This is a genomic window from Streptomyces sp. MK37H (assembly GCF_018035285.1).
Lineage (GTDB): Bacteria > Actinomycetota > Actinomycetes > Streptomycetales > Streptomycetaceae > Streptomyces > Streptomyces endocoffeicus.
Map to the genome: position 1 here is coordinate 1 of NZ_JAAAYH010000861.1, position 1,348 is coordinate 1,348.

The 1,348-nt window shown below is 73.0% G+C and carries 1 protein-coding gene; it reads right to left on the bottom strand.

What is annotated here, in order from left to right:
• Positions 1 to 116 precede the first annotated feature (116 nt).
• Positions 117 to 1,348: acetyl-CoA carboxylase biotin carboxylase subunit family protein (locus GWI24_RS44455; RefSeq protein WP_210951676.1), on the bottom strand; the 1,232-nt coding region annotated here is incomplete at its 5' end.

The following is a 1,348-nucleotide window of genomic DNA, read 5'->3' on the forward strand; positions in this document are numbered from 1 at the left end:
GATGCGCAGCCAGTCGCCGTCGGCGCGCCGCACCGGGACGGCGTGGCTGCGCAGCTTGTAGGCGTCCTCCCGGAGGAGCGTGTCGAGCACCCGTCCGAGAAGCTCCTCTTCCTCTGTCACACGATCTCCCATCGGTGGGCCGCGAGGAACCGCGCCACCGCCGCGTCGATCCGCCCCTGGTCGGTGCCGGTGGCCCGGAGCACGCCGAGGAAGTCGCGGTTGGTGCGGTGGAGCGGGTGCTCCTCGCCGATCCCGCGCAGCGGCCGGTAGTCCAGCCGTACGCCGTCGCGCTCGGTCACACTGGCCGGAGGGGCGGAGGCGAGCCGCCCGGCGCGGTCGGCCATGACGTACTCCATGCGAACCCTGCCGTCGGTGCGCGCGCCGAGGTCGTCCGGCAGCGGCTCGCCCATGTGTGTACGGAGGATGTACTCGAAAAGGGGGATGCCGAGGAGTTCGGCGAGGACGAGGTCGCACTGGTCGCCTATGGCACGGTAGTTGACCTCGATGAGGCGGGCCCGGTCCCCCTGGACGACGTACTCGGTGTGGCACACGCCGAAGCCGACGCCCAGCGCGCGCAGTTGCGCCAGCACCTGATCGGTGTGCGGCTGCGGCGGCGGTGCGGGCAGCAGGTGCAGCCGCTCCTCGATGAAGTGCGGGGGCGGCGAGAGCTCGGTGCGGAAGGCGCCGAGGACGTGGAGGGTGCGACCGTCGCCGAGGATTTCGAGGGTGCGCAGCTCGCCTTCGAGGAACTCCTCGACGACCAGGGCCGCGCCCGGCCGCCGTTCCCGTATCTCGGCGCAGCGCCGGACGAGTTCGTCCGCGTCGGCGACGAGGACGACGTCCTCACTGGCCACGCCCTCGCGCGGTTTGACCACGCAGGGGTAGGGCGCGTCGAGCCCGGCGAGGGTGGCGGGGTCCTGCCCGGTGGCGAGTTCGGCGGACCAGACGGGGTCGGCGACGTCCGGGCCCGCGGCGGCGAGTGCGCGGCGCAGCTCGGCCTTGTTCTTGGTGCGCAGCGCGGCGCGCCAGTCCTTGCCCGGGAGGCCGAAGTACTGGGCGGCGAGGGCGGCCTGGGCCTGGAGGTGGTCGCTGTTGGTGAAGACGGCGCGGGGGCGGCGGCCGTCGGCGGCGATGCGGCTGATGACCTCGGCGAAGTCCCGTACGTCACAGGGGACGATGTCGAGGGCGGGGAAGGGGTGCGGGGTCACCCCTTCCTCATCCTGCCGAAGGTAGACGCGCTCATGGGCCTCGGGCTGGTCGGTGAGGAGGGTGACCGCCAGGCCGAGCCGGGCCGCCGCGGGGAGGAAGCCCTCGGTGACGGAGTCGGTGGGGTTGAGGGCGAGGAGAT